The sequence below is a fragment of the Pantoea nemavictus genome, assembly GCF_037479095.1.
Lineage (GTDB): Bacteria > Pseudomonadota > Gammaproteobacteria > Enterobacterales > Enterobacteriaceae > Pantoea > Pantoea nemavictus.
Genome location: NZ_JBBGZW010000001.1, coordinates 3563972 through 3586033, shown reverse-complemented (window position 1 = coordinate 3586033; position 22062 = coordinate 3563972). Strand labels below are relative to the sequence as shown.

Annotated in this window: 20 protein-coding genes and 1 pseudogene; 15 read left to right on the top strand and 6 right to left on the bottom strand. The window is 54.6% G+C overall.

From position 1 onward, the window contains the following. Positions 1-179 precede the first annotated feature (179 nt). The 5 genes from trxB to infA all read left to right on the top strand — a co-directional run bounded on the left by trxB (position 180) and on the right by infA (position 6081). Positions 180-1145, top strand: coding sequence for a thioredoxin-disulfide reductase (trxB, locus tag WH298_RS16465; RefSeq protein ID WP_007887501.1), 966 nt, complete (start codon positions 180-182; stop codon positions 1143-1145). 145 nt (positions 1146-1290) lie between these two features. Then, on the top strand, positions 1291-3060 hold the full coding sequence (gene cydD / locus WH298_RS16460; RefSeq protein ID WP_180823348.1) for a heme ABC transporter permease/ATP-binding protein CydD: 1770 nt from the start codon (positions 1291-1293) through the stop codon (positions 3058-3060). Beyond that, positions 3060-4790, top strand: coding sequence for a heme ABC transporter ATP-binding protein/permease CydC (gene cydC / locus WH298_RS16455; protein WP_180823733.1), 1731 nt, complete (start codon positions 3060-3062; stop codon positions 4788-4790). The genes cydD and cydC overlap by 1 nt, the downstream gene beginning before the upstream one ends. Before the next feature lie 33 nt (positions 4791-4823). Beyond that, the gene (gene aat, locus WH298_RS16450; RefSeq protein ID WP_036620486.1) at positions 4824-5516 is read left to right on the top strand and encodes a leucyl/phenylalanyl-tRNA--protein transferase; all 693 of its coding nucleotides are present in this window, start codon (positions 4824-4826) and stop codon (positions 5514-5516) included. Between the two features lie 346 nt (positions 5517-5862). Next, complete coding sequence (infA, locus tag WH298_RS16445; RefSeq protein ID WP_002211347.1) at positions 5863-6081, top strand: translation initiation factor IF-1; 219 nt, start codon at positions 5863-5865, stop codon at positions 6079-6081. 90 nt (positions 6082-6171) lie between these two features. Here infA and clpA read toward each other — a convergent pair whose 3' ends face one another. Both clpA and clpS read right to left on the bottom strand, forming a co-directional pair. Continuing rightward, positions 6172-8451, bottom strand: coding sequence for an ATP-dependent Clp protease ATP-binding subunit ClpA (gene clpA, locus WH298_RS16440; protein ID WP_007887619.1), 2280 nt, complete (start codon positions 8449-8451; stop codon positions 6172-6174). A 55-nt stretch (positions 8452-8506) separates the two neighbouring features. Continuing rightward, the gene (gene clpS, locus WH298_RS16435) at positions 8507-8827 is read right to left on the bottom strand and encodes an ATP-dependent Clp protease adapter ClpS (protein WP_007887621.1); all 321 of its coding nucleotides are present in this window, start codon (positions 8825-8827) and stop codon (positions 8507-8509) included. 323 nt (positions 8828-9150) lie between these two features. Here clpS and cspD point away from each other — a divergent pair, with 323 nt between their 5' ends. Further along, positions 9151-9378 (top strand): cold shock-like protein CspD, encoded by a 228-nt coding sequence (gene cspD / locus WH298_RS16430; RefSeq protein WP_007887624.1) that lies wholly within the window; start codon positions 9151-9153, stop codon positions 9376-9378. A 90-nt stretch (positions 9379-9468) separates the two neighbouring features. Here cspD and WH298_RS16425 read toward each other — a convergent pair. Further along, positions 9469-11108 (bottom strand): annotated as a pseudogene (locus WH298_RS16425) (DUF2813 domain-containing protein). 137 nt (positions 11109-11245) lie between these two features. Between WH298_RS16425 and WH298_RS16420 the strand changes: the two are divergent. The 3 genes from WH298_RS16420 (at position 11246) to ltaE (ending at position 15044) form a co-directional block, all read left to right on the top strand. Continuing rightward, positions 11246-12142: a LysO family transporter gene (locus WH298_RS16420; RefSeq protein ID WP_180823347.1), complete on the top strand. Its 897-nt coding sequence runs from the start codon at positions 11246-11248 to the stop codon at positions 12140-12142. 111 nt (positions 12143-12253) lie between these two features. After that, the gene (poxB, locus tag WH298_RS16415; protein ID WP_180823346.1) at positions 12254-13975 is read left to right on the top strand and encodes a ubiquinone-dependent pyruvate dehydrogenase; all 1722 of its coding nucleotides are present in this window, start codon (positions 12254-12256) and stop codon (positions 13973-13975) included. A gap of 67 nt (positions 13976-14042) precedes the next feature. Then, complete coding sequence (gene ltaE, locus WH298_RS16410; RefSeq protein ID WP_180823345.1) at positions 14043-15044, top strand: low-specificity L-threonine aldolase; 1002 nt, start codon at positions 14043-14045, stop codon at positions 15042-15044. Positions 15045-15101: 57 nt separating this feature from the next. On the opposite strand, the gene WH298_RS16405 is transcribed toward ltaE, so the two are convergent. Both WH298_RS16405 and WH298_RS16400 read right to left on the bottom strand, forming a co-directional pair. Beyond that, positions 15102-15926 (bottom strand): N-acetylmuramoyl-L-alanine amidase, encoded by an 825-nt coding sequence (locus tag WH298_RS16405; RefSeq protein ID WP_180823344.1) that lies wholly within the window; start codon positions 15924-15926, stop codon positions 15102-15104. Then, positions 15926-16246, bottom strand: a complete 321-nt coding sequence (locus tag WH298_RS16400) for a heavy metal-binding domain-containing protein (protein WP_007887640.1) — start codon at positions 16244-16246, stop codon at positions 15926-15928. The genes WH298_RS16405 and WH298_RS16400 overlap by 1 nt, the downstream gene beginning before the upstream one ends. 107 nt (positions 16247-16353) lie before the next feature. Here WH298_RS16400 and WH298_RS16395 point away from each other — a divergent pair, with 107 nt between their 5' ends. From WH298_RS16395 to artJ (WH298_RS16370), 6 genes are all read left to right on the top strand, one after another. Next, positions 16354-16893: a lipoprotein gene (locus tag WH298_RS16395; RefSeq protein WP_180823343.1), complete on the top strand. Its 540-nt coding sequence runs from the start codon at positions 16354-16356 to the stop codon at positions 16891-16893. A 239-nt stretch (positions 16894-17132) separates the two neighbouring features. Beyond that, positions 17133-17861: an arginine ABC transporter ATP-binding protein ArtP gene (gene artP, locus WH298_RS16390; RefSeq protein WP_007887645.1), complete on the top strand. Its 729-nt coding sequence runs from the start codon at positions 17133-17135 to the stop codon at positions 17859-17861. A 15-nt stretch (positions 17862-17876) separates the two neighbouring features. Then, complete coding sequence (gene artJ / locus WH298_RS16385; RefSeq protein WP_007887647.1) at positions 17877-18608, top strand: arginine ABC transporter substrate-binding protein; 732 nt, start codon at positions 17877-17879, stop codon at positions 18606-18608. A 6-nt stretch (positions 18609-18614) separates the two neighbouring features. Continuing rightward, positions 18615-19328, top strand: a complete 714-nt coding sequence (gene artQ / locus WH298_RS16380) for an arginine ABC transporter permease ArtQ (RefSeq protein ID WP_180823342.1) — start codon at positions 18615-18617, stop codon at positions 19326-19328. Between the two features lie 2 nt (positions 19329-19330). After that, complete coding sequence (gene artM / locus WH298_RS16375; RefSeq protein WP_049850998.1) at positions 19331-19999, top strand: arginine ABC transporter permease ArtM; 669 nt, start codon at positions 19331-19333, stop codon at positions 19997-19999. A 130-nt stretch (positions 20000-20129) separates the two neighbouring features. Next, a complete protein-coding gene (artJ, locus tag WH298_RS16370) occupies positions 20130-20861 on the top strand; it encodes an arginine ABC transporter substrate-binding protein (protein WP_049850997.1) in 732 nt (243 codons plus the stop codon). Positions 20862-20910: 49 nt separating this feature from the next. On the opposite strand, the gene rlmC is transcribed toward artJ (WH298_RS16370), so the two are convergent. Then, positions 20911-22041 carry a 23S rRNA (uracil(747)-C(5))-methyltransferase RlmC gene (gene rlmC, locus WH298_RS16365; RefSeq protein ID WP_180823341.1) on the bottom strand — a complete coding sequence of 377 codons (1131 nt, stop codon included), beginning with the start codon at positions 22039-22041 and terminating at the stop codon, positions 20911-20913. Between the last annotated feature and the right edge of the window lie 21 nt (positions 22042-22062).

The window sequence follows — 22062 nt, the reverse complement described above, 5'->3', positions numbered from 1 at the left end:
ATGCTGCTGCACCACTATTTGCCGAGCATTGCCCCCTTTTGGCGCAGCGCACGTGCAGAATCTGTACTCATCGTCTACGCCGCTTACAGCGATTGTTAACAAAATTGCTGAAGCCTTTTTTTGCGGCGTTAATTTCCCTACAATCAAAAACTATGTTGTCAGAAAAAATTGAGGAACGCATGAGTACGGCCAAACACAGTAAGCTGCTCATTCTGGGCTCCGGTCCAGCCGGTTATACTGCTGCGGTGTATGCAGCGCGCGCTAACCTGAATCCGGTCTTAATTACCGGGCTGGAAAAAGGCGGTCAGCTCACCACCACGACTGAAGTGGAAAACTGGCCAGGCGATCCAAACGATCTGACCGGTCCAGCGCTAATGGAGCGCATGCAAGAGCACGCCGAGAAGTTCAATACCGAGATCATTTTTGACCACATTCATACGGTTGATTTGCAGAACCGCCCGTTCCGTTTGGTTGGTGACAGCGGCGAATACACTGCGGATGCGTTGATCATCGCAACTGGCGCCTCCGCGCGTTATCTAGGCTTGCCATCGGAAGAGGCCTTCAAGGGCAAAGGCGTGTCCGCCTGCGCGACCTGCGATGGTTTCTTCTATCGCAATCAGAAGGTTGCGGTAATTGGCGGCGGTAACACCGCAGTTGAAGAAGCCCTTTATCTGGCAAACATTGCCGCTGAAGTGCATCTGATTCACCGCCGAGACAGTTTCCGTGCCGAAAAAATCCTCATCGATCGTCTGATGGAGAAAGTGCGCAGTGGCAACATCGTGCTTCATACTCATCGCACGCTGGATGAAGTGGTTGGCGATCAAATGGGTGTAACTGGCCTAAAACTGCTTTCTACCAATGGCGAAGCACCAGAATCACTGGACGTTGCAGGTTTATTCATTGCGATCGGTCACAGCCCGAATACCGCGATCTTTGATGGTCAGCTTGAATTAGAAAACGGCTACATCAAAGTGCAGTCTGGCTTGCACGGCAATGCCACGCAGACCAGCATTCCGGGCGTATTCGCTGCCGGTGACGTCATGGACCATATCTATCGCCAGGCAATCACCTCTGCCGGTACCGGTTGTATGGCCGCGTTGGATGCTGAACGCTTCCTCGACGGACTGGTTAAAAACGATAAGTAAGTTGTTAATAACCTGATCATAATCTCCTCAAGGCGGCCAGTTTTGGTCGCCTTTTTTATTACCTGCGTGCTACAGTTCAGGCGCCCTACACTGCTGGGTTTTCATCCGGGATTGACATCTCTTTTGAGTTACCAAACGGCATCGCATGAACAAATCACGGCAACAAGAACTTCTTCGCTGGCTCCGTCAGCAACGTCATCATGGCGCAAGCAGCTTGCGTGCAGCTTCACTGTTGGGTTTTGCTGGTGCTTTGGTGATCATCGCCCAGGCATGGTTGCTGGCTTCGCTGCTGCAAAATTTGATTGTGGCTCAACAACCGCGCTCGGCGCTTCTTAACGATTTTCTCTTACTACTGCTGTGCTTCGTGCTGCGCGCCGGGCTGCATTATGCCCGTGAAATGGCAGGCCATCGCGCTGGAGTGGCTATTCGGCGGGCGTTGCGTCAACAGGTATTGGACCGGCTCAATGAATTAGGCCCGGCCTGGATTCAGGGAAAGCCCGCTGGTAGTTGGGCGACGCTACTGCTCGAACAAATCGAAGAGATGCAGGAATACTACGCGCGCTATCTGCCCCAGATGCCGTTGGCGGCATTTATTCCCCTGGCTATTTTGCTGGCAATTTTCCCGGTTAACTGGGCGGCGGGGTTGATTTTGTTGGTGACCGCGCCGCTGATTCCATTATTCATGGCGATGGTTGGTATGGGTGCTGCGGATGCTAACCGGCGCAATTTTCTTGCTCTTGCCCGACTTAGCGGCGATTTCTATGATCGTCTGCGTGGCCGCGAGACGTTGCGCCTGTTCCACCGCGCCGCTGCAGAGCAACAAGCGATCGCTGCTAGCACCACTGATTTTCGTCAGCGCACCATGGAAGTTTTACGCCTGGCGTTTCTCTCATCCGCCGTACTGGAGTTTTTTGCTTCACTGGCGATCGCCGTTGTCGCGGTCTATTTTGGTTTCTCTTATCTGGGCGAACTGAACTTTGGACATTACGGCACCGGCGTAACGCTCTTTGCCGGATTCCTGGCATTAATTCTGGCGCCGGAATTTTTCCAGCCATTACGCGACTTAGGCACCTTCTATCATGCTAAAGCGCAGGCGATTGGCGGAGCTGATGCACTGGATCAATTTCTTCGTGAAAGCCCCGATCTGGCAGCCGACCAATGTTCGGCTGCGCTTACCGTAACCGCAACACTGACCATTCAGGCGAAAGATCTGGTGGTGACAACCGCCAGCGGTGAGCCGCTATCGCAGCCGCTGAATTTCACCCTCGAAGCGAGTAAACGTGTGGCATTGGTTGGGCAAAGTGGCGCAGGAAAAACTGCGCTGATGAATGTGCTGCTCGGCTTCCTGCCTTATCAAGGTTCGTTACTGATAAACGCGACTGAATTACGGGATATCCATCGCGATAGCTGGCAACAACATCTCGCCTGGGTTGGACAAAATCCGCATCTGCCTGCAACGACGCTGCGTGAAAACTTATTAATGAACAACCATGTTGATGACGCTACGCTCGCGATAGTGTTGCAACGCGCGGGCGTTGATGAATTCTTAGACCGCTTGCCGCAAGGATTAGATACCGTTTTAGGCGATGGCGGCATTGGCCTTTCTGTCGGACAGGCGCAGCGTGTTGCCGTCGCACGCGCACTGCTTAAACCGGCACAATTACTGTTGCTGGATGAACCGGGATCCGGCCTTGATAGCCAAAGCGAGCAACACGTCATTAGCGCCCTGCAGCAAGCGGCTAACCAACAAACCACGCTGATGATCACCCATCAACTCCACGATCTCGCGAACTGGGATGAAGTGTGGGTTATGCAAGCTGGGCAGTTGGTGCAGCAAGGCCATTGGCAGCAACTGATTCTGCAAGATGGACCGCTGCGTGATATGGCACAGCATCGTCAGAAGGAGATCGCATGATGAAAGATTTATTGCCTTTCCTGCAGCTGTTTCGTCGTCATCCGTGGCGCCTTGGCCTTGGCATTGTGCTGGCGATTGTCACCCTGCTTGCCAGTATTGGCCTGCTAACGTTATCCGGCTGGTTTCTCGCGGCCTCTTCGCTGGCGGGTGTCGCAGGGCTCTTTACCTTTAACTACATGTTGCCCGCTGCAGGTGTACGAGGCGCAGCGATAACCCGCACCGCAGCGCGCTATTTTGAGCGTTTAGTCAGTCACGATGCCACTTTCCGCGTGCTGCAACATTTGCGTGTATTCACTTTTAGCAAACTTATCGCGTTGGCTCCTGAGCAGCTGGCCCGTTTTCGTCAGGGCGAATTACTCAACCGCTTCGTCAGTGATGTCGATACGCTCGACCATCTTTACCTGCGTGTCATTTCACCTTTGATCGGCGCTGCGGTAGTGATTGTAGTGGTTACCTGCGGTTTAGCCTTGCTGGATGTGCCGCTAGCGCTGCTGCTCGGCGGCATCATGCTGCTTACGCTGATGCTGATGCCGCCGCTGTTCTGGCGACTGGGTGCTTCAGCCGGACAGCAGATCGCACAGCATCAAGCCCATTGGCGTCTGCAATTAACACTTTGGCTCACCGGTTTATCTGAGCTGAAAATTTATGGCGCAGCGCCTTCGTGGCGCAGTCAGTTGGATACGGAAGAGTTCAACTGGCAGCAGGCACAACGCAAACAACACCGTTTACAGGCGCTGGCACAAAGCCTGCTGCTGCTGATCAGCGGAGTGACCGTGACGCTCCTATTATGGATTTCTGCTCAGGGTGTGGGTGAAAACAGCGCCCCAGGCGCTTTCATCGCGTTGTTTGTGTTCTGCGGACTGGCTGCATTCGAATCGCTGGCCCCCGTGGCTGGCGCGTTTTTACCTCTTGCTCAAGTCACTAGCGCGGCTCAGCGCGTGCAAGAGATCATCGACCAACCCGCCGCAATTCATTTTCCCAGCATGAAAATCGAGAGCGTTGCCGGTCTTAGTCTAAAACTGGAAAACATTAGTTTTAGCTACCCACAACGTCCGGAACCCGTACTGCAGCATTTTTCGTTATCATTGCGCGCAGGCGAACATCTGGCGCTGCTCGGCCCAACCGGCTGCGGTAAATCCAGTCTGTTAACGCTGATTACCCGTGGCTGGGAAGCGCAGCAAGGTTCGATTGCCCTGAATGAAATCGACCTCGCCAGTTGGGATGAAGCTTCACTGCGCAGCCGCATTAGCGTCGTGACGCAGCGTGTACATTTGTTTAGCCAAACGCTGCGTGACAACCTGTTGCTCGCCCAACCCAGCGCCAGCGACGAGCAGTTGATCGCCGCGTTAGACCAGGTGGGCCTGGCGCATCTTACCGAAAATGATGAGGGCCTCAATGCGTGGATGGGCGACGGCGGTCGCCCCCTGTCTGGCGGCGAATTGCGTCGTCTGGCGATAGCGCGCGCGCTGCTGCACGATGGCGATTTATGGCTGCTGGACGAACCCACCGAAGGCCTGGACGCCAGCACCGAACAGCAGATTCTTTCGCTATTGCAGCAAGTGAGCCGTGGCAAAACGTTGATTATGGTGACGCATCGCTTAAGCGGCTTAGAAGCCATGGACCGCATTTGTGTTATGGATGGCGGGCAAATTATTGAATCCGGCACGCACGCCGAATTAATCTCAAAAGCAGGCCGCTACTGGCGTTTCCATCAGCGCTTTACGCTATAGTCTTAGCCAACAGCCCTGAGTGTGATTAACGCAATGAGACTGATACAGCTTTCACGGGATTCATTAAATTTCCCACCACCGGAAATGGCGCTGCGCGAGCCCAATGGATTATTGGCGATGGGCGGCGATCTTTCCCCTGCCCGCCTGATGAATGCTTACCAGCGCGGGATTTTCCCGTGGTTCTCACCCGGTGACCCCATTCTTTGGTGGTCGCCGGATCCTCGCGCGGTGATGCTGCCGGAATCCTTCCATCTTAGCCGCAGCATGGCGCGCTTCCATAAGCGTTCACCTTTTCGTGTCACCATGAATCATGCCTTTCCACAAGTGCTGGAAGGGTGTGCCAGCGGCCGCCAGGAAGGTACATGGATTACCTTTGAAGTTAAACGCGCTTGGTTGCGCCTTTATGAATTGGGCCATGCGCATTCGATAGAAGTGTGGTGCGGTCAGCAACTGGTGGGCGGCATGTATGGATTGGCGCTGGGACAAATCTTTTGCGGCGAATCGATGTTTAGCCGGCAGGAAAACGCCTCCAAAACCGCACTCTGGGTCTTTTCACAACACTTTCTTGCCCATCAAGGCCGACTGATTGATTGCCAGGTACTAAACCCGCATACCGCCTCGCTCGGGGCGGTTGAAATTCCTCGCGTCGACTATTTACAGTATGTGCAAACACTGGCCTGGCAGCCGGTTTCAGAGAGTTGTTGGCAAACGCAGACCCTTTTTTGACATTGCTCTCAGATGTTTTGCACACAATTCCCGACAAAAGTGATACAATAAGCGAGTTTGGTATGTCGTCCGCGCTTCGCTGTGGCGAGCCGGAATTGCCAGGTTGGGAATCTCACACATTTCCCGAAGCTGTTTTGATTGTGCACCTGATGCCGATTGCTACAGATTCTTAGCCCGCTAATCCCCCGCAGACGTCAAAAAACACCCTAATTTATCCGTACTGCACGCGCAACGGCGCGACGCACGGCGAAGCGTTGGCAAAATCATCAACGGTTCTTTACATAAATCATGGAATTCGGCATTATCTTGCCGGTTCAACAGTTTGGTAGTACACCCAGAGGATTCGATGGCCAAAGAAGACAATATTGAAATGCAAGGTACCGTATTGGATACGTTACCGAACACCATGTTCCGCGTAGAGCTTGAAAACGGGCACGTGGTTACCGCTCATATCTCCGGTAAAATGCGCAAAAACTACATCCGCATCCTGACGGGCGACAAAGTGACTGTCGAGTTGACCCCGTACGACCTGAGCAAAGGCCGCATTGTCTTCCGTAGTCGCTAAGTAACTGTTCACCCCTCGCGTTGGTTACACTTATTTAGCGCGAAAAAAAGGCCGGATTTGCATCCGGCCTTTTTCATATCTGCAACACGCTTAGTGCACAGTACCTTCGGTTTTACGTTTTTCCGCGCTCAGGAAGTGGTAAGTAAGCTGGTTTTTATCTTTATCCAGCGCTACTGATACCGATCCACCATCAACCAGCGAACCAAACAGCAGTTCATTCGCCAACGGTTTCTTCAGGTTTTCCTGTACCGCACGTGCCATCGGACGCGCACCCATCGCTTTGTCATAACCTTTATCAGCCAGCCAATCGCGCGCATCATCGCTCACTTCCAGCGACACGCCCTTAGCATCTAACTGTGCCTGCAACTCGACGATAAATTTATCCACCACCTGATGAATCACCTCCTGAGACAGGTGACGGAACCAGATAATGTTGTCCAGACGGTTACGGAACTCTGGAGTAAAGATCTTTTTGATCTCTTCCATCGCATCCGTACTGTTGTCCTGATGAATTAGGCCAATCGACTTACGTTCAGTCTCACGTACGCCGGCATTGGTGGTCATTACCAGCACCACGTTGCGGAAGTCGGCTTTACGGCCGTTGTTATCGGTCAGCATACCGTTGTCCATCACCTGCAGCAGCAGGTTGAAGACATCCGGGTGCGCTTTCTCGATCTCATCCAGCAACACCACAGCATGTGGATGCTTGATCACCGCATCTGTCAGCAAACCGCCCTGATCAAAACCGACGTAACCCGGAGGCGCACCAATCAAACGGCTGACCGTGTGACGCTCCATATACTCGGACATATCAAAACGCAGTAACTCGATGCCCAGCGCTTTAGCTAACTGAACCGTCACTTCCGTTTTGCCCACACCCGTTGGGCCGGCAAACAGGAAGGAACCGACCGGTTTGCGATCCTGACCCAAACCAGCGCGGCTCATTTTGATCGCTTCAGTCAGAGCTTCAATCGCATTGTCCTGACCAAACACCAGCATCTTCAGACGATCGCCGAGATTTTTCAGCGTATCGCGATCGGTTTGTGACACGCTCTGCTCTGGAATACGCGCAATACGTGCAACCACCGTTTCGATATCGGACACATTAACCGTTTTCTTACGCTTGCTGACGGGGACCAGACGCGCGCGCGCGCCAGCTTCATCAATCACGTCAATTGCCTTGTCAGGCAGGTGGCGATCGTTGATGTATTTCACCGCCAGCTCCACCGCCGCACGCACCGCTTTCGCGGTGTAACGCACGTCATGGTGCGCTTCGTACTTCGGCTTCAGACCATTGAGAATTTGCACGGTTTCTTCCACAGAAGGTTCGGTAATATCGATCTTCTGGAAACGACGCGCCAGCGCACGATCCTTCTCAAAGATGTTGCTGAACTCCTGATAGGTGGTTGAACCCATCACGCGGATTTTCCCGCTGGAGAGCAGCGGCTTAATTAGGTTTGCCGCATCCACCTGGCCGCCCGATGCCGCACCGGCACCAATGATGGTGTGGATTTCATCAATAAACAGGATGCTGTTGCTGTCCTGTTCCAGCTGTTTCAGCAGCGCTTTGAAACGTTTCTCAAAATCACCGCGGTACTTGGTACCCGCGAGCAGCGAACCGATGTCGAGAGAGTAAATGGTGCACTCTTTCATCACCTCAGGTACGTCGCCCTGCACAATGCGCCAGGCAAGTCCTTCAGCAATCGCAGTTTTACCGACGCCAGATTCGCCCACCAACAGCGGGTTGTTTTTGCGACGACGGCACAACACCTGAACAGCACGTTCCAGCTCTTTATCGCGGCCGATCAGCGGATCAATTCCGCCGACGCGAGCAAGCTGATTAAGATTGGTGGTGAAGTTTTCCATACGATCCTCCCCGCCTGCTTGCTCTTCGTTAACCGGATTCTCCGCATTGTTCTGCGGCTGGCCGGGTTCGTCTTTACGCGTACCATGGGAGATGAAGTTCACCACATCGAGACGGCTCACTTCATGCTTGCGTAACAGGTAAGCCGCTTGCGACTCCTGCTCGCTGAAGATAGCGACCAGCACGTTCGCACCTGCGACTTCGCTGCGACCGGATGACTGGACGTGGAACACCGCACGTTGCAACACGCGCTGGAAGCTGAGCGTAGGTTGGGTATCACGCTCCTCTTCACTGGCCGGCAACACCGGTGTGGTTTGTTCGATGAAGGCTTCGAGTTCCTGACGCAGAGCCACGATATCTACCGAGCAGGCTTCCAGCGCCTCTCTGGCCGACGGGTTACTGAGCAATGCCAGCAACAGATGCTCGACGGTCATAAACTCATGACGGTGCTCGCGCGCTCTGGCGAAAGCCATGTTTAAACTGAGTTCCAGTTCTTGATTGAGCATTTGGCACCTCCCCCAATTATCGCTCTGACAACCTATCTCCTATATGGAGATGGCTTCAGGCTTTTTCTAGCGTACACAGCAACGGATGTTCATTATCGCGTGCATAATTGTTCACCTGGGCTACCTTGGTTTCCGCGACTTCTGCAGTGAATACACCACAGATTGCTTTGCCATGGTAGTGGACTTTCAACATCAGCTGCGTTGCACGTTCAATATCATAAGAAAAGAACTTTTGCAGAACGTCAATAACAAATTCCATAGGTGTATAATCGTCATTGTTCAGAATGACTTTATACATTGAAGGCGGCTTTAACCCTTCGCGTACTTTATCTTCGGCTAGATGTTCAAAATTAAGCCAGTCGTTTGTGTTTGCCATAATCTTCCATCGAAATTCTGCGTTACGGTTGTGCACATTTCTGCGCCCATTCTTAAAGTTTAACATGCCTGTCAAGCCGGTTTTCACTTGATAAAAACTGGCCCTAAAAGCACATGCGCGACCTGTATCACAAAATTTGCAATAGCGTTAACTGCCTCAAATTTTGATGAATTTATCCCCGTCCGCCAGGGCCGTTTGCTTGACGATAAGGTCCGTTTCTCTACATTCTACTAACACAAGCTGATTGAGTTTTAAACAAGCTCGACTCACAGCTTCAATGACCTCACCTACTTATCAAAATGTCTTGCGAGGGAAGTAAAAGCATGGAGACGGGTACAGTAAAATGGTTCAACAACGCCAAAGGCTTCGGGTTTATCTGTCCGATTAGCGGCGGCGACGATATCTTCGCACACTACTCCACGATCCAGATGGAGGGATACAGAACGCTGAAAGCTGGCCAGCAGGTTCAGTTTGATGTCCATGAGGGACCAAAAGGCAATCATGCCAGCCTGATCGTGCCCTGTGAAGCTACGCAAGCTGCGGTCGCGTGACGCGCAGGCTACTTCACTCATTCTGACCACTCCCAAAAAAAATGCCAGCCGCAGACGCTGGCATTTTTATTTGGCGACGTTCCTCTTTCCTCAATCCGCCCGACCGCGTGCCAGCCACATCACGCGCGCAAACAGCTGATCTAACAGCGGCGGAATCGCCTGTGGCCCGCGTTCAGCCGCAGCCATCGCGATGGCAATCGCCAGCTCAGGTTTCGAGCTATGCTGTATGGCTTTACTAATAATACGCCGCGTATTCATCGGCGCGTTTAACGGCAGGTGCGCCGTATGATGATAAACATCGCTAAAGCCCTGCTTATAGAGAAAATGTTCAATATCTGGCGCAGGAAATTGAGTGAGATGGTCCGCTTCCACACCGTGCGACGGCAGTTGGCTGCGTGCGGTAGCCGCATATTTACTGCCGGCCTGGTCGCCATCAGTGAGCACATGCCAGGCAATCCCCATGCGCTGGGCATACTTCAGCAGCGGCTTAAGACCGGACTGCGCAAACTCAATCACTTTTACCCCCTCCGCCGCAAAGTGATAGCCACGCTGTCGCGCCAGTTCATTGATAATCCACACTTCGGTTTCACCCTCTACCAACAGCCAGCAGCGGGCAAACAACGCTGAAGGTCGATTAACGCGGATGTGAAAACCGATGCGGCGACTCTCTTCGGCACTCAACCCTTCCGGGCCAATACGCCAGGCCGCCACGCGCGCCGGTTCACGCACCAGACGACAAATATTCTCCAGCGGTACCTGCGACAGCAGTTCGCCCGAATTGGTGGTGGCGATTTTTTGCAGCGGCATCAGCTCCAGTAGATTCCAGGCCACGGAGAGCATAATGGGATGCAAACGCGTTTCCGGATCCTCCACCAGCAGCAACGGATGTGCGCCTGCGGGCAACGCTTCATTGCCGTGTGCCTGAATTAACAACGAGAACATCCGCAACAGAATCACCTGACGACTGCGTGATTCGGTTCCGGCTATCAGATGTTGAGCTTATCCAGCGAGCGCCAGCCTTGGCTGCCATCACGCAGTTCCGGCGCAACCCGCGCGGCACTGCTGCCCGACTGTTGCACCAAAAAATAGTGCTCCAGCAGTTGCTGCATGGTATGCAAACCCTGCCGTAGCAGATCATCACTCAAGGTTTGTGGACGCACCACCAAATCACGCGTCAGCTTTTCCACTTCCTGTGCTAATGCCGTCAAGGTTGTGGCGCGCCGTTCCGTATCGTTGTCTACGTGCCGGGCGCGACGACCAAAACGGGCATCGCGTAAACGCAACACCGGATAGTAAGCGCGCAAATGTGCCAGTGCCGCGTCGGTGCCCGCCATCGGTAACACATCGCCGCGTTGATCGATAAACCGCCAGGTGGTTTTTACCCCTTGCTCTTGACGTTTTGCCCGCGTGCTGAAACGGACAAAGCGTCCCTTTTCATCGTGCTGCCAAAAAGGCGCGAACAGCGCGTTGTCATCGTCTTTCTGGCTGCGAAAACGGAATACCAGTTGCAGCTGACGCATGCGGGCATCGAGATCGCCGGGAGGAAAGTGAAAATCGTGTTCCGTGAATTGATAGGGTTCCGCTGCGGGCGCCAGCGACAGCGTCAATGCATCCAGCAGGCTCGATTTACCCCAGGCATTTTCGCCAATCAACAGATTGGTATCAGTCAGCGGCAATGACAGCCGATTAATGCCGCGAAAACCATGAATATCGATATGTTCCAGAATCATCATACAATCCATCTGCTACTTTGCCTGAGCATGGTCTGCCACGCTGCGTTGGTCAAGTCAGCCACGGGAGAAAAGGTTTACACTTCAAACGTTTTTCGCTAGCGTTGCAGCCCTTCAAACATGGATAGAAACCCAACATGTACGGATTGATCATCATCCTGTTGCCGCTGATTCTCGGCTATCTGCTGCCGCTGCGACACACCACCCTTTTGCACGCTGTTGGCCGCACGCTGAGCGCGCTGGTTTATATCATTCTGTTCTTTATGGGCACCAGCCTGGCATTTCTCGATAACCTAAGCAGTAATCTGCTCGCCATTTTCCACATTGCGTTGGTGAGCATGCTGAGCATTCTGGCCTGCTCGCTGCTGGCATTTTGGCTGCTCGAGCGGCGTTGGCCGTGGCGACATCAGCACAAACCCCAAGCGCTACCGTCACGTCTGCATATGGCGCTGGAGTCGCTCAAGCTGTGCGGATCGGTGCTGGCGGGTTTTCTGCTGGGACTGAGCCAATGGGCGCCGCTACGCCATGCATCGACCATTAGCGAATACGCCTTAATGCTGATGCTATTGCTGGTCGGCATTCAGCTGCGCAGCAGTGGCATGACACTGCGTCAGATCACCATTAATCGGCGCGGCATGCTGGTGGCGCTGGTCTCTCTGTGTAGCGCGCTGGTCGGCGGCATGATTGCAGCGCTGCTGCTGGGTCTGCCGATCAAAACCGGTCTGGCGTTAGCCAGCGGTTTCGGCTGGTATTCACTTTCCGGCATTCTGATGAGCGAATCGTTCGGCCCGGTGATTGGCAGCGCCGCCTTCTTCAACGATCTGCTGCGCGAACTGATCACCATCATGCTGATCCCGCTGTTAATTACCCGTCAGCGCAGTATGACGCTGGGCTTAAGCGGCGCCACCTCAATGGATTTCACCCTGCCGATCCTGCAACGCACCGGCGGCATGGAAATCGTGCCTGCCGCTATTGTGCACGGTTTTATTATGAGCTTGCTGGCGCCGATCCTTATTGCGCTGTTCTCGGCGTAATCTGCGCAGCGCATTTTTTCACGGCTGCGCGCCTGCTTCATCGTCTACGCTTTCTGACTGACACGTTTTCGCCATCGGCATGGATGGCTCAACACCAGAAAGGAGCAAACGATGAAGCAAACTGTGGCGGCACTGCTGGCAAAAACCCTCGAAAACGCCGGTGTGAAGCGCATTTGGGGCGTCACCGGCGACTCACTCAACGGGCTGAGCGATAGCCTAAATCGTATGGGCACTATCGAATGGATGCCCACGCGCCATGAAGAAGTCGCGGCCTTCGCGGCTGGAGCCGAAGCACAAATCAGCGGCGAACTGGCAGTCTGCGCTGGATCCTGTGGCCCAGGAAACTTGCACTTAATCAATGGCTTGTTTGATTGTCACCGGAACCATGTTCCGGTATTAGCCATCGCGGCCCACATTCCTTCCAGCGAAATCGGCAGTGGCTACTTCCAGGAAACCCATCCGCAGGAGCTGTTCCGTGAGTGCAGCCATTACTGTGAGCTGGTTTCCAATCCCGAACAGTTGCCGCAAGTGCTGGGCATCGCGATGCGCAAAGCGATTCTTAATCGCGGCGTCTCGGTGATTGTGATTCCCGGCGATGTGGCACTGCAGCCCGCCCCGGAAAGCGCGCGTAGTGAATGGTATCCACCGCAGCTGCCGCATGTGGTGCCATCCGCCAGCGAAGTGGCTCGGTTAGCCGAGACGTTGAACGGCGCGAAAAATATCACGCTGCTTTGCGGCAGCGGTTGCGCTGGCGCGCATGCGGAAGTGGTCAAACTGGCGGAAACGCTGAAAGCACCGGTGGTACACGCCATGCGCGGGAAGGAGCACATCGAATACGATAATCCTTACGACGTCGGTATGACCGGGTTAATTGGTTTCTCATCTGGTTTCCACGCGATGATGAACGCCGACACCCTGGTGCTGCTCGGCACACAATTCCCCTATCGCGCTTTCTATCCGGCAGATGCCAAAATCATTCAGATCGATATCAATCCCGGCAGTCTCGGCTCACATAGCCATGTCGATATGGCGCTGGTCGGTGATATTAAAACCACCTTGCATGCGCTGCAACCGCAGCTCACCAGTAAAACCGATCGCCAGCATCTGGACAAGGCGTTGGAACATTATGTCGATGCGCGTAAAGGCCTTGATGAACTGGCAACGGCTAACGACAAGCTGCCGATTCATCCGCAATATCTCGCCCAGCAAATCAGTGAATACGCCGATGACGACGCCATTTTCACCTGCGACGTGGGCACACCAACGGTATGGGCGGCACGCTATCTGAAGATGAACGGCAAACGTCGACTCATCGGCTCGTTTAATCACGGGTCGATGGCCAACGCCATGCCACAGGCGCTGGGCGCACAGTCGCTGGACAAACAGCGTCAGGTGGTGGCGCTGTGCGGTGATGGCGGCTTTAGCATGTTGATGGGCGATTTCATTTCGGTGGCGCAGCTGAAGTTGCCGGTGAAACTGGTGATCTTCAACAACAGCGTGCTGGGCTTCGTCGCGATGGAGATGAAAGCCGGCGGTTATCTGACCGATGGTACCGATCTCGAGAACCCGGATTTCGCCGCGATTGCCGCCGCCTGCGGCATCAAAGGTATGCGCGTGGAGAAAGCCTCCGAGCTGAACGGCGTGCTGCAGGAAGCCTTCGCGCACGATGGTCCGGTACTGATTGATGCGATTACCGCCAAAGAAGAGTTGTCGATGCCGCCGCAGATCAAAGCGGAGCAGGCCAAAGGTTTCAGCCTGTATATGATGCGCGCCATTCTGAATGGACGCGGTGATGAGATCGTGGAACTGGCGAAAACCAACTGGCTGAGGTAAAACAATTCAGGCCAGACATGATGATAATGCGGGCACTTTGCCCGCTTTTTTATTTCAGGAGAGCGACGTGATCGATTTACGCAGTGATACCGTAACCCGCCCCAGTGCTGCCATGCTCGATGCCATGATGGCGGCGGAAACTGGCGATGATGTCTACCGCGATGACCCAACCGTACAGGCACTGGAAGTTGAAGCGGCCCGCTTGAGTGGCAAAGCCGCTGCGCTGTTTTTCCCCACCGGCACCCAGGCAAATCTGGTGGCGCTGCTGTGTCACTGCCAGCGCGGTGATGAATATATCGTTGGTCAACAGGCGCACAACTACAAATACGAAGCTGGTGGCGCAGCGGTGCTGGGCAGTATTCAGCCACAGCCGATTCTGCATGCCGAAGATGGTTCTCTGCCGCTGGCCGACATTGCTGCCGCTATCAAACCCGATGATTTCCACTTCGCTCGCACGCGTTTGCTTAGCCTGGAAAACACCCATCACGGTAAGGTGCTGCCGTTGAGCTACCTCGAACAAGCGTGGAAATTTACTCGTGAACGTAAGCTGGCGCTGCATATTGATGGCGCGCGTATATTTAATGCCGTGGTGGCGCAGAATGTAGAGCTGGAAGCGATTGCGCGTTACTGCGACACCTTGACCATCTGCCTGTCAAAAGGCCTCGGCACGCCGGTCGGTTCGCTGCTGTGTGGCGATGAGGCGTATATCGAGCAGGCGCGGCGCTGGCGCAAAATGACCGGCGGCGGCATGCGTCAGGCGGGCATTCTGGCAGCGGCTGGCTTGTATGCATTGCAACACAATGTGGCACGCCTTAAAGAGGATCACGACAACGCGGCGTGGTTAGGCGAGCAGCTGAGCGCCATCGGCGTTGAGGTGCTGAATCAGCACACCAATATGTTGTTTGTGAAAGTAGCGCCAGAGAAAGTTGAAGCGCTGAAAAGCTGGATGCAATCGGGCGACGTGCTAGTCAGCGTCGGGCCAGTAACGCGCATCGTGACGCATCTGGATGTCAGCCGTCAGGATTTGCAACGGCTGGTGGCGCACTGGCAGGCATTTCTGCAGCAGTAAATCCTGGTACGCGCAATGCTTCGTCGGGTCGCCAATAATGGCGACTCATGCGCTACATCACTGCGCCGCACCGTATTTCGCCAGCAGCGCGCGGGCAATTGCCTGGGTTTCCGCATCGGCGATCCCGCGATAATCAGCTGGACGGAAGTGCATCTGAAACGCCGCAATCAGCTTGCGCTGCATCTGTGGTGTGGTTGCTGCGGCAACGTCATAACCGTAGCGCTGCAACGCCTCCAGCAACACCTCTTGATCCACCGCTTCATCCGCAGCGCGTCCGTTGAGATAGCGCTGCACCGTAGCCTGCTCAGGCCATGCACCTACACCTTGCGCAGCCAGCTGCTGCCAGGGGAACAGCGGACCCGGATCTTGCTTGCGCTGCGGCGCGATATCGCTATGCCCCACCACATTTTCCGGCGAAATGCCGTAGCGCTGCGTAATGTCTTCTACTAGCGCCTTCAGCGCATCGATCTGTGCTGGAGTAAAGGGCTGCCACTGTAAGCCCGTCAATGTTCGACGGTAACCGCTATTAACCATCTCAATGCCAATCGAGGTATCATTGATGCGCGTTGCACCGCGCCAGAAGCTGGGGCCAGCATGCCACGCTAGCTGGCTTTCCGGCACCAGCTGCCAAATGATGCTCTGCGCGTTTTTCTGCGGCGGATGACGGGGAATTAAATAATGCGCGCTCACTTCACGATCGGTCAGCGTTGCCAGGGAACTGGAAAAATCCTCGGCGGTATAGTGAATCACCACCACTTTGATGCGTGGCCGCGCGCCCTGCGCCGGATGCGCGGTATCCACCCAATAGCCGTGACGCGCTTCAATCGATGACTGACAGGCGCTCAGCAGCAACGCCATCGCCAGCAGGAAAACCACGCGCATTAGCGAATAATCACCGCGGTGCCGGTGACGCTCACCATCAACATGCTGCCCTCTTTGCCCACGGTTTCGTAATCGATATCGATCCCCACCACCGCATTGGCACCCAGAGCTTTGGCCTGCTCTTCCAGCTCTTTAAAGGCGATCTGCCGCGCTTTGCGTAACTCTTTTTCGTACGCACCAGAACGGCCACCAACGATATCGCGGATACCGGCGAAGAAGTCGCGGAAGATGTTGGCGCCCAGAATCGCTTCGCCCGCAACCACACCGCAATATTCACTGATGCTGTGTCCTTCCAGCGTAGGCGTAGTGGAAAATTTCATACTTTCTCCTTTTCTGAATCAGCGAGTTATAGCTCTTACGGCGTAAAAGCAAGGCTATACTCTATGCTAAAAATGGCGCTTTGCCAGTGAACAATAAGGAAATCGAGATGAGAAACCATGCCTTTGCGCTGCTTATTCCCGCTGCGTTACTGCTGAGTGCTTGTACCACCGTTGAGCCAGTGATTAAGGATAATGGCCCGCGCACCGCTGCCTGCGTTGAGGGTGGTCCGGACAGCGTGGCGCAACAGTTCTATGATTTACGCGTCAGCCAGCCCACTCAGGGCTTGCCGGATAGCACCCAGCTGGCGAAATATCGCCCTTACCTGAGCGATCGTTTGTATCAGAAACTGCTGAGCGCCAGCAGCCAGAATCCGAAACCGGCGGCGTGGACCCGCGGCGATCTGTTCTCAAGCCTGGCGCAAGGACCGACTTCGGCGGATGTCGCCAGTGCTTCGACCATCCCTAACCGTGATGCGCGCAACATCCCGCTGCGCGTGGATTTGAACCGCGATGATAAAACGTGGCACGACGAAGTGCTCATGATCCACGAAGGCACCTGCTGGGTCGTGGATGATGTGCGTTATGTCAGCGATGTGCCGCACGTTAACGGTGGTTCATTGACGCAGCTGCTGGAAGCGAAAAAGTAGTCGTTCACTTTTCCAGCACTCTGTTCTATTGATTAGCGCGCCGCATCCTTGCGGCGCTTTTTGTTTATAATTTGTGAACTAAATTCGCCTCGTCAGCCCTTACCCGCCGTGAGTGGCGCGATATTGTGCTACGCTTTGGATGTTTCACTGCTCTTTAATAAATATTAACCCACCACAATTGCATAACTATTCTGGTGACGTTAAAATCCGCGACACTAATTACTATTCATTTTTAGCGCATGAGTATTCAACTAAACGCCATAAACTGTTTTTACGGTGCCCATCAGGCACTGTTCGATATCAACCTGGCTTGTCCGCAGGGAGAAACGCTGGTGTTGCTCGGCCCGAGTGGCGCGGGTAAAAGTTCGCTCCTGCGCGTGCTCAATTTGCTGGAGCAACCGCGCTCCGGCAGCCTGCATATTGCCGGCAACCAGTTTGATTTCACCAAAGCCCCCTCTGACAGCGCGATTCGCGAGCTGCGTCAGAACGTCGGCATGGTGTTTCAGCAATACAATCTGTGGCCGCACCTCACCGTGGTGCAAAACCTGATTGAAGCCCCATGCCGCGTGCTCGGTCTCAGCAAAGACGCTGCGCGTGCGCGTGCCGAAAAGCTGCTGGATCGCCTGCGCCTGACGCCGTATGCCGATCGTTTCCCGCTGCACCTTTCCGGCGGTCAGCAGCAGCGCGTTGCCATTGCACGTGCGCTGATGATGGAACCGCAGGTGTTGCTGTTTGACGAACCGACCGCCGCACTCGATCCCGAAATTACCGCCCAGATCGTTAGCATTATTCGTGAGCTGGCACAGACCAACATCACGCAAGTGATCGTGACACATGAAGTGGAAGTGGCGCGTAAAACCGCCAGCCGCGTGGTGTACATGGAAAACGGTCACATTGTGGAGCAAGGTGATGCCAGCCACTTTACACAGCCGCAAACCGACGCGTTTGCTAATTATCTTTCGCATTAAGTCAGGAAGCTTCTAATGAAAAAAGTTGTAATTGCTGCCCTCCTTGCCGGCCTGAGCCTGAGCGCTTCTGCGGCACAGACATTGCGTTTCGCCACCGAGGCTTCCTATCCTCCGTTTGAATTCGTCGACTCTGACAATAAAATTCAGGGCTTTGATGTCGATCTGGCTAACGCGCTGTGTAAAGAGATGGATGCGACCTGCACCTTCACAAATCAGGCGTTCGATAGTCTGATTCCAAGCCTGAAGTTCCGCCGTTTCGATGCGGTAATGGCCGGCATGGACATCACCCCGGATCGTGAGAAACAAGTGCTGTTCTCCAAGCCGTATTACGACAACTCCGCCATCTTCATCGCGCAAAAAGATAAAGTCGCTGACGTCGCTGCATTGAAAGGTAAACGTGTCGGCGTGCAGAACGGCACCACGCACCAGAAATACCTGTCTGACAAGCATAGCGATATCACCGTTGTGCCTTACGACAGCTATCAAAATGCGGTGCTTGATCTGAAAAATGGCCGTATCGATGCGGTGTTCGGTGACACTGCGGTGGTGAATGAGTGGCTGAAGCAGAACGCCAACCTCGCACCGCTGGGCGAGAAAGTGACCGACAAAGATTACTTCGGTACCGGCTTAGGTATTGCGGTGCGCCAGGGCAACACTGAGCTGCAGGGCAAATTCAATGCCGCCCTGGAGAAGATCAAAGCCGACGGCACCTACAAAACCATCTACAGCAAATGGTTCCAGCAGTAATTTCTGATGAATGAAATGATTCCACTCGCAAGCGCCGCCGGGATGACCGTCGGCCTTGCCGTTTGTGCACTGATCGCCGGCCTTGTGCTGGCGATGATTTTTGCTGGCTGGGAATCGGTGCGCTGGAAACCGCTGGCATGGATCGGCACCGGTCTGGTGACGCTGATTCGTGGCCTGCCGGAAATTCTGGTGGTGCTGTTTATCTACTTCGGCGCCTCACAGCTGCTGTTGACGCTCTCCGATGGCTTCCACATCAATCTTGGTCTGTTCAACATTCCGGTGCAGGTGCAGATTGAGAACTTTGACGTCAGCCCCTTCCTGTGCGGTGTGATTGCGCTGGCGATGCTCTATTCCGCCTATGCGTCACAGACCCTACGTGGCGCGCTCAAAGCGGTGCCGGTCGGTCAATGGGAATCGGGTCAGGCGCTCGGCATGAAAAAGTCGGCGATTTTCATGCGCCTGATTATGCCGCAGATGTGGCGTCATGCGCTGCCAGGCCTCGGAAACCAGTGGCTGGTGCTGCTGAAGGATACCGCGCTGGTATCGTTGATCAGCGTGAATGATCTGATGCTACAGACCAAAAGCATTGCTACGCGCACGCAAGAACCCTTTACCTGGTATCTGGTGGCGGCGGCGATCTATCTGATCATCACGCTGTTCAGTCAGGCCGTGCTGCGCCGCATTGAATTGCGCACCACGCGTTTCGAGCGAGGGGCTTAAGCATGCTGGATTACATACCCGAGCTGCTCAAAGGGCTGCATACCAGCCTGACGCTGACCGTGGCATCGTTGATTGCCGCGCTGGTGCTGTCGCTGCTGTGCACCATTGTACTGGCGCTCAAAGTGCCGGTACTAAACTGGATAGTCAAAGGCTATATCACGCTGTTTACCGGCACCCCGCTGCTGGTGCAGATCTTCCTGATTTATTACGGTCCCGGCCAGTTCCCCAGCATCCAAAACATTCCGTGGCTGTGGCATCTGCTGTCGCAGCCCTGGCTGTGTGCGCTGCTGGCGCTGTCACTGAACAGCGCCGCTTACACTACGCAGCTGTTTTACGGTGCGGTGCGCGCCATTCCATCCGGTCAGTGGCAATCCTGCGCCGCACTGGGTATGAATCGCAAAGACACGCTGCGCATTCTGCTGCCGTACGCCTTCAAGCGCGCCCTTTCGTCTTATTCCAACGAAGTGGTGCTGGTATTTAAAAGTACCTCGCTGGCTTACACCATTACGTTGATGGAAGTGATGGGCCACGGACAGCTGCTGTATGGCCGCACTTACGACATTTCGGTCTACGCCGCCGCTGGCCTGATCTATTTGGTGGTTAACGGTTTGCTGACGCTCATGATGCGCCTGGTGGAAAAACGTGCGCTGGCGTTTGAGCGCCGCAACTGATGTCAACAGAGCGGGCACCGATTAAGGTGCTCGCCCTTTCATATTATTAAGCAAAAATATTGCATATAAATTCATTAGCTGGCATCGTGCAACCCGTTCCGTCTCTGGCAAGGTTTACAGGAGTTATATAATGAAAAAATGGATCGTTGCTGCTGCGCTGGCAACTCTGGCAATGAATGCTTATGCGGCGGAAAAAATCCGCTTCGCCTCTTCCGCAACTTATCCCCCTTTCGAATCGCTCGATCACGACAATCAAATCGTCGGCTTCGATATCGATCTGGCAAAAGCACTGTGTCAGCAAATGAAAGCGGAGTGCAGCTTCACCAATAATGCTTTCGATAGCCTGATTCCCTCGCTGAAATTCCGTCGCTACGACGCAGTGATTTCAGGTATGGATATCACCGCCGATCGTAGCAAGCAGGTGGATTTCACCCAGCCTTACTACGCCAACTCCGCCATCGTGATTGCGCACAAAGGCCAGTTCAGCGATTTCAGCCAGCTGAAAGGCAAACGTGTCGGCGTTGAGAACGGCACCACGCATCAGAAATACCTGCTGGAGAAGCATCCGGAGGTGGTGGCGGTAGCCTATGACAGCTATCAAAACGCGATTCTTGATTTGAAAAATGGTCGCCTGAACGGCGTATTTGGTGACACGGCGGTGGTCAATCAGTGGCTGAAGGCCAATGAGGATCTCAGTGCAGTGGGCGAGCATATCACTGATACCGATTTCTTCGGCACCGGCTTAGGCATTGCGGTACGTAAAGGCAATGAGCCGCTGCTAAACGAGCTAAATAGCGCGTTAGTGGCGTTGAAAGCCAACGGCACCTGGCAGCAGATTAATCAGAAGTGGTTCCCGGAATAAGTCTGATGGGATGGCGTGGCGCCGCCTGACAGATTCTGTACGGCAGGCGTTACGCTGTTCTCTTTGTCAGCAAACACAGCACTTCAAAATGCGCGGTGTGCGGGAACATGTCGAACAGCTGCACACGGCTGACGTCATAATCCGTTAGACGCGCGATATCCTGCGCCATGCTGGTGGGATTGCAGCTGGAATAGAGAATGTAATCGGGCGCCATCTCACTGAGATAAGCACACAACTCCGCACCAATACCGCGACGCGGCGGATTGACCAGCACCAGCTGCGGCACGGCTTCCCGTGAAGTAGCGAACTGGGTGGAATCCAGCGCGGCAAAGCTCACCTTCTCCAGCCCCAACTGCTGCGCCGACTGCTGCGCACAGGCGATGGCTTCGGCGTTGATTTCAATCCCGGTCAGCTGCATGTCTGGCGTCGCGCAGTGCAAACCAAACCCGCCAACGCCACAAAACAGATCCCACATGCTGCTGACCTGCAGCTGCGCCACCCAATCGCGCGCGGTGGCGTAAAGATTGGCGGCAACCTGCGGGTTGGTCTGGAAGAAGCTTTGCGGGCGAATATAGAGCGGCACCTGATTAAAACGTTCAGCCAGCGCTTGATCCGGCGTCAGCGCGATCTCTTCATCACCTTCAAGGATCGCCATGTGCACCGGCTGAATATTCGCGGAGATCACTTTCAGCTGTGGTAACTGCTGCTGCAGCCACGGCAGTGCCGCACGCAGCTGCGCCAGCTTAGTGGTGGATCGCAGCACAAAGCGCAGCATCATGCCGCCCTGGGTGCTTTCAGTCAGCAGCAAAAACTTCAGCTCACCGCGTTTGCGCGCCACGTTATACGGGGTTAACCCCGCGCGGGCGATAAAGGGCTTAAGTACCTCGAACACCGCACCGAAGCTGTCGGGATAGAGCGAGCAGGCACACAAATCAACCGGTTCACCGTCGCGCGCCACCATACCGAGGATGGGACGCTCTACGCTGCCGCTAACCACCATTTTGGCTTTATTACGCAACCCTTGCTGCTCAGACTCAACCGGCGGCAACCACTCGGCGACCGGCCTTTCCGCCAGCAGCTGCTCCAGCAGCGACTGTTTGTCGTTGAGCTGTTGTGGATAGGGTTTTTCCAGCCACTGGCACGAGCGACAGCGACCGGCATCATAAAGCGCGCAATACATGGAAAGGCCTGTATTCAGAAT